Annotated in this window: 6 protein-coding genes; 3 read left to right on the top strand and 3 right to left on the bottom strand. The window is 56.6% G+C overall.

The annotated features are described in order from the left end of the window. Window positions 1-1,798: glycosyltransferase (locus ACILRA_RS17775; protein ID WP_395663401.1), on the bottom strand; the 1,798-nt coding region annotated here is incomplete at its 3' end. Window positions 1,799-1,900: 102 nt separating this feature from the next. On the opposite strand from ACILRA_RS17775, the gene ACILRA_RS17770 reads away from it, so the two are divergent. Further along, complete coding sequence (locus ACILRA_RS17770) at window positions 1,901-3,157, top strand: hypothetical protein (protein ID WP_395663400.1); 1,257 nt, start codon at window positions 1,901-1,903, stop codon at window positions 3,155-3,157. A gap of 1 nt (window position 3,158) precedes the next feature. On the opposite strand, the gene ACILRA_RS17765 is transcribed toward ACILRA_RS17770, so the two are convergent. After that, on the bottom strand, window positions 3,159-3,653 hold the full coding sequence (locus ACILRA_RS17765; protein ID WP_395663399.1) for a hypothetical protein: 495 nt from the start codon (window positions 3,651-3,653) through the stop codon (window positions 3,159-3,161). Between the two features lie 690 nt (window positions 3,654-4,343). Here ACILRA_RS17765 and ACILRA_RS17760 point away from each other — a divergent pair. Both ACILRA_RS17760 and ACILRA_RS17755 read left to right on the top strand, forming a co-directional pair. Continuing rightward, window positions 4,344-5,234: a hypothetical protein gene (locus tag ACILRA_RS17760; RefSeq protein WP_395663398.1), complete on the top strand. Its 891-nt coding sequence runs from the start codon at window positions 4,344-4,346 to the stop codon at window positions 5,232-5,234. 313 nt (window positions 5,235-5,547) lie between these two features. Beyond that, a complete protein-coding gene (locus ACILRA_RS17755; protein WP_395663397.1) occupies window positions 5,548-5,955 on the top strand; it encodes a hypothetical protein in 408 nt (135 codons plus the stop codon). Here the strand turns inward: ACILRA_RS17755 and ACILRA_RS17750 are convergent. Continuing rightward, window positions 5,880-6,089 (bottom strand): cold-shock protein, encoded by a 210-nt coding sequence (locus ACILRA_RS17750; RefSeq protein WP_395663402.1) that lies wholly within the window; start codon window positions 6,087-6,089, stop codon window positions 5,880-5,882. The genes ACILRA_RS17755 and ACILRA_RS17750 overlap by 76 nt on opposite strands. Between the last annotated feature and the right edge of the window lie 669 nt (window positions 6,090-6,758).

Below are 6,758 nucleotides of genomic sequence, written 5' to 3'. Positions count from 1 at the left end.
GCATAATGACGGACAGGCCGTTCTGCTCGAAGGCCTTGTGCTCCTGGTTGACACGTAGCAGCCTGGCCATCCACCTCGCGATCTCGCGCTTCTCCTCGACCGTGACTTCCTGATTGCCGGTGATGACCGTAATCCATTTTTCATCAGTTGCGCTGACGTGGCCAAGTATCCAGGCAAAGCCTTGCAGGATCAGGTCGCGCCTGGTGTTGTTCTGCTCACGGCCATAGATCGCTGACAACTGGTTGTCATGCATGCGGTAATACACAGCAGGTTGATGGACCAGTTCGCCCTTGATTTCGATATTGCCGAGCAGGTTGCGCCTCACCCAGTCACAATCAACACCAGCACGAAGATCGATGTCAAAGGGCAACAGGAAGCGGGACTTCCTAAATGCCACAGTCGGGAAGGAAGCTGGCATGCCAAAGAGGCTGCGCAATCTGAGGTCACTGATGCTGAGCGAGGTAGGGAAGCCAATACGATAATGATTGTCCTCCGTGAATGCGAGGAAACTGATCCAGTCGCAGTCAGGCCTGTCGGCCAGCCAGGTCTCTGTCATCTCAATGCGGCGCGGCACGCTGATATCGTCGAAATCCGCGATCAGGCAGATATCGTGGCGCGCATGCTGTACTGCCTCGTTGAGCGCGGCACCACGGCCCGCACCCGGCCCCCGGATCAGCATTAGCCGCGAGTCGTCGGCCCAAAGCTCTTCCAGCCGCTCGCTCGTGCCGTCAAGCGAGCCGTCGTCAACGACAACCAGCTGAAAATCGATGAAGGTCTGGGATTTCCAGCTTTGAGTGTAGTCTTGCACCCAGCGGAGGCCGTTGCGCACCGTGGTTAGGATTGAAACAGGCGTTGACTGGCTGCGCGGCTTCGGTGGCACTGCCGTGTTCAGGATCGTTTCGCGTAGGTAATTGTCATGCTTCAGCCGCGTCTCATGCAGCTTGGCAGCGCGCGGCGTAAAGACAGCAAGGTAATCCTGGTTCCGCTTATGCTGTTCTTTCTTGGCTTCCGAACGGCTCTTGTCTGCCGCGAAATCATGAAAAAGCACTGCACGCGGCTCGTAGCGCATGCTGTGTGGTCCGTGGAAGCGCCAGAGCTTCCAACTAAGCGCCAGCCCTTCATGGCCCGCCAACAGGGGGTCGAAGCCGCCAGCTGCCAGAAAGATGCTGCGCCTCCAGATGGAAATACCTTCTGCCGTGATCAAGCTGGTCGCAGGCAGATCGCCAAGGTCGTAGTGCGAGGCGGTCAGGGCCGGGTCCGTGAGAGGAACCACTTTCCCACGCACCGCGATTGAGTTGGTCATATGGAGGGCGTCGAGCAGCTCCCGCAAGGCACCCGGCGCCAGAACACCATCGTCGTCAATGAAGATCAGGTACTCAGACCGGGCCTGGAGCGCGCCGATATTCCGGGCAAGCGAGCAGCCGGCCTGCATGGGCGGGGTGATCGTTAAGAAAAAGCGGAAATGGAGCGCCGCCGTAGCTGCAAGTTCCGGATTGCCATTATTGACGAGAATTATCTCAGCGCCAATTTCCACCGCCTGCCGGGCCACTTCTCGCAGGGCGGGGCCCAGATTGGGTTCTGCCCTGTAGCTGGCGACTATGATCGATGCCCGGGGTGTTTCCAGGAGCGTCCCCGTTTGCGTGATTCCTGAAGCACTTAATACCTGCTGATTGTAATCAGGTGGCAGGATTGCAGACGTCAGGTCGCCCTCCGCAAAAGCTTCACGTGCCCGACGGAGCCATTCTGCAATTTCAAGTTGATTATCGACCGTGTTGGACGAAGTTTGAATAGTAAGCATGATTTACCGTTAGCGGATTGACTTCGGTCGAATGTTGCAGCCTTCGTAGATGTTGTTAATGTGGGTATGCAATCGATTCAATCAGCTTGGATAGCCTTAAAAGTGGCAAATATCGATCTTAAGGTTAAACTGGCAGATAAGCGCGCTTTTCTGGCCACGGGATCGGCTGAGATGCTTAACATCCACACTTTGACCCGTGCAGCCGATGTGGCGAGAAATGATGGGTCGCTGCAATTCCATCATTACTCGGCAGCACAACTATTCGCCGCGGGAAGCTTGGAAGAGTTCTGCGGCCTCTTCGGAAACGAACGCGTTCTTTATGATCCCACCCGTGTTGTTCGCCGCAGTCATGGAGTCGTCCGACTTGCTGCCGCCTTCAGGCGCGCTGCCAGGCGTGACATTGGACAGATTGCCTTCGAGCCCCGGTCCCGCACGCTTTATGTTCAGATGACCCCGGGAAACTTGCAGGAGCCGGAAAGGCGCATTGGACGCGTGCTTGGGAAGCTGGCAGACGCCGCACGAAGCTGGCAGACTGCGGGCATTGATTGTAACATCTCGGTCCGGCTTTGCTCCAGTCTGCCAGTCGCCACCGTCCTGGTACCGGTCGACCGTCAATCGCTCCGGAAAGGACTTATCCCGAAGCTCGTATCTGCATGGCGGCAGGTGTTGGGCGCCGTTGGTCTTTCAGCCGCCTTTGCCACAGCGGCAGTCGCACAGGCTGTGGACAAGGCCAATGTAACCACCTCCACCGGAGTGACTGTGAACTCCGCAGTCAAGGGTGATTTCGGCGGCCAGGTTGCGCTGCCGATCGCCGGAAGCCTAGGAGCGTCGCTTGACCTTGCGGCAGGAACTGACGGTTATATCGGCGGCGGTGCACAATTGTTCCTTCGCGACCCAGATCTTGGCCTTATCGGCCTGACGGGTTCCGTGGAAGCGCTGGACGAGAAGGTACTTTACAGGCTTGGCGCCAAGACCGAATTTTATCTGAAGTCTTTCACGCTTGGCGGTAGTGTCGGCTTGCAGACGATGGATAATGTCGATGAGAACCCAGATGGGGTCTATGGTGGAGTGGATCTTAGCTTTTACGCTACGCCCGACTTCGCGCTTCGCGGAGGTGCTGAACTGTCGCCGGACCTCCAATTGTTTTCCGTCGGAGCAGAATGGCGTCCAGGCTTCGATGCGCTTCCGGGACTCTCCGTTTATTCCGACTTCGAACATGGAAATGACGGTGAGAATGCCGCCAAGGTCGGCTTGATCTACCATTTTGGCGAAGACAGCATATCGCTCATCGAGCGTGATCGGCGGCAAACCACCTCTACCACTATCATGAACCGGCATCAGCTGAAGTACGTCAGCTGATCTACCTGTTTACGTATCGCGGAGTAGGTGATGACCATATGCGATCCGTGATCCGATGATTATGGACACCGCGTCCGTCGCGGTGTCTGGAGACGGTCGGCAGCGCGTGCCTCCACGTGCAGTTGCAGATAGGCAACCGGACTACATGGAGAAGTTCGACACCACGACGCTCTTCTATGACGTATTCAATGATGGCGAAGGATGTATCGTTCTTTCCGGGCCGCCACTCCTCAATCTCCGTGATGAAATCACCCTTAGCTCTGCTGTTGATGGTGTCAGAGCTCTCGCAGAACTCAAGGATGCGGATCGCAATTAGCGCTCGCGTGTATTTGCCCGAGGCGAGAGCCTCGTCATCACGGGCGCTGTCAATGCGGAGGTCACAGTTGGACGAAGTTACCTTGACCTGTTCCGTGGCCACCGCGTTCTTTTCACGCTTCAGAAGGACAATGATCTCGAATGGATCATCGACTGGGCCGCCTTCCATGTCCTCCATCACCAGATTGATGACCTTCCGATCTACGATAACAGCTCCAGCGCATACACGTCGCCCGAGTTGGAGATGGCCTTGCAGAAACTCGGCCTACCAACGGTGATTGTGCGCTGGACTTGCCACTACGGCCCGGCAGGGGGCGAAGGGGTATCTGGGATTCCGATTTCGGTCATATCAGCCAATTGGAACATGCTCGCTTCCGCTTCCTCGCCGATGCCGAACTGGTGATCAACGCCAGCCAGTCATTTGCCGCGAGCGGCACCGGCTCATAGACAACGTCGGCCTCAGCATGGCGGCCAAGCTGAGTGAAGGCCTAGCCAAGCAGCAGAGTATCGCCCACTATTGCCGAAGGCTCATCGCGGACCTGCACCCTCTCCAGAGGCTTGACGACCCGCAGCCATTCACTCTCCTTTGCTGCCAACTTCACGTCCTCGTTGTCCTGCTTGACAGATTGGCCATATCTGAACTGATGCGAGGCGATGCTGGAACTGAATCAGGAAATGTTCCCTCGCAGGCGCACCACGAGGTATTTAAAGGAGCTTCTGATTAGGTGACTTTGCTCCAGCGGGCAAGAACGCCGCGGGTGCGATCTCGTCCGGAGACGTGCGTGGAAGACGCAAACGAGGGAGTTTTTATCCAGCCATGAGTATAGCAAAGCGCATCGTCCTCTGCCGTCCAGACGGGGGCCTGAATGACATGCTGAACCAGATCGAACGATGCTGCCGCTACGCGGAACGCTTCGGAAGGCGTGTGATCGTTGACACAAGTTACAAGGGGGCCCGCACATTCAGGAGCCCATTCTACAAGTACTTCGTCTCTATGCAGGAAGGCCTAGAACTTCGTAATGCAATTCCCGAAGCTGAGCTGAATTCCATGGATGTCATACCTGCTGTGCTCAAGGGCAGGATTAACAACTACGATTTGCAGCATGATCCTGTGCTTCGGTGCCGGCTGGACAAGCTGAGCCGCGTGCCACTGACCTTTGACTTCTCACTGGATTACGATGAGGACATCGTGCTCCACCACCAGTTTGGTGGTGGGCGGCTTGCAATCGCGGCCCTGCAGCGCTTGCGACTGCATGACAGCCTGAACGACGCATTTGCAGAGCGGCTGCAGATGTTGCCACCGGACTATCACGCAGTGCATGTCCGGCATACCGACATCAAGATCGATTATGCAGAGTGCCTGAGTAATCTAGCGGCCCGTGGCATTAGGGATCTGTTCGTTGCAACTGACAATGCGGACGTTCTGGCGGAGTTCCGGAACGACATGACCGGTGCGTTCGTTCACTCTTTCTCCGAACTGCCTCAGAATGACGGCAAGCCCATTCATCTGGCTCCACCATGGGACATCGCCGAGTCGCGCAATCGCGACGCGATCCTCGACCTACTGACGCTTGCGGCAGCGCGTCACCTCACCATCCCGGGGGCAACCGGCGCAAATCCGAAGGTCCGCTCCGGCTTCGGGGTGCTTGCCGAAGGGCTGCAAAAGAACAAGCCCGTGCTGAGAAAACTGATCGGCAGGTTGGACGTTCTTGCGATCCTCGAAAGGCCAAGCTCGCCGGACACCAAGCCCGTCAGCGCGTGAGGAAGACCGCGCAGGGTGTTCTCGCAGCGCCAGTTTTCATCGTTACGCAAAGAGCGCTACTGACCAGCAATCCTTCTTCGGCCCAGTTTTTTTCTCCAGAATGAGCGACGCTCTTTCCGGAAATTTTTGGAGCTTGTTTGCGGGGGGCCAGGCTTCCGCTCGACCACCTCGAGCAACTCGGCGAGATGGGCGCGGATTCTGAAGTCGCGCCCTGTCCTGTCGATGGCCGTGATCGCCATGTGAAGCTCAGTTGCGCCAGAAACGCGGTCGCCCGCAGCGATGAAGATAGTAGCCCGTTGAAACCTGGCAAGAGGTGACATCACACACCATTCCTGTCTTCCGCCGCGACCATGCGAGCCGCGTTGGCGAGATGCTCAGAGAAGGTTTTGCTTCGGAAATTCGCTTCGGCAACCAGCGTTTGCAGTGCCATGCCGACTTTAGCAGCCGCGTTGCCGAACAGCGCCGAAGGACGTACGCGTCCAACGGAGCGATGTTGAAGCGTGAGGCGAAGACGGCGAAGTCATCAAGCACACTGTTTGTAGGCTTCCTTTCCTTCACAGACTTGGCGGCAATTGCCATCTTCGTACTTGCAGATATGATGAGGACCATGGCCGCCACTTTCTTCTTTGACTGTCCTGCCAAGGATCAGAGGGCGCGCAGCTGCTCGGCAGAATCTTTTCCGCTCTTCCTATCAGTGGTCACTTCAAAGGAAACCGCCTGACTCTCAGCAAGCGAACGGAGGCCTGCACGTTCCACGGCGCTGATGTGAACGATGATATCCCTCCCACCATCATCCGGCGGATTTCCCGAACTCTGTTGAAAATGCCAAGGCTGGCGTTGCTGGTTGTAAGTGATGCGGCATCAGCGAGGCGACCAACCGCCGGGATGGCGGATTGACCAGTACGCTGGTTTTGAAGGGTGGCCCTGAGCACCGGCAGATGCTCGTGGGCCTTGAGTTGCCTGAAGCCATTCTTGGCTTCAAGCATGCCCGCGGCAGTCTAGTGCAAACCCATCTTCGCGTTCCGCCAGCGCTTCATATTCCGCCATGCCTGGGGAGCGCAACTGAACCCAACAAGAGAAAGTTGAAACGCTGTTGACGACAGCACGCTATGATTTCTGGGACGAGCCCATCGACCGTTCAGATTCGATCCGGAACCCTTTCGCATGCCGCCTGGACAAAAGAAAATATGGCGAGAACCATGAGAAAATAACATTTGTAATCAATTACTTATCGCCGCCGTACTTTTTCCGGGCAGTCAGGAGCTTTGGAGAATACGGGGCCGAGAGAGACAAAATTCGGCCTCATGTCCAATCCGACAGTCAGGAGCTTTTCGCAAAGAAGCCCGCAAATACTGGGGATTTTCTACGCTCGAATTTCGGAGAGAGAGATTTGCCTAAGGGCTAAATGGCGGAGGGAAAGGGCCTGAAATCCAACCGTCTCTGGCTGCAAGTCATTGATTTCATGGGGCACGATAGTTCGTGGCGTTCGAATCCCGACCGCGGACCCAAACACCGGAACAGAAT

This window comes from Aestuariivirga sp., from assembly GCF_044239095.1.
Lineage (GTDB): Bacteria > Pseudomonadota > Alphaproteobacteria > Rhizobiales > Aestuariivirgaceae > Aestuariivirga.
Note: the sequence above shows the minus strand (reverse complement) of the source record. Positions and strands in the feature narration are given on the sequence as shown.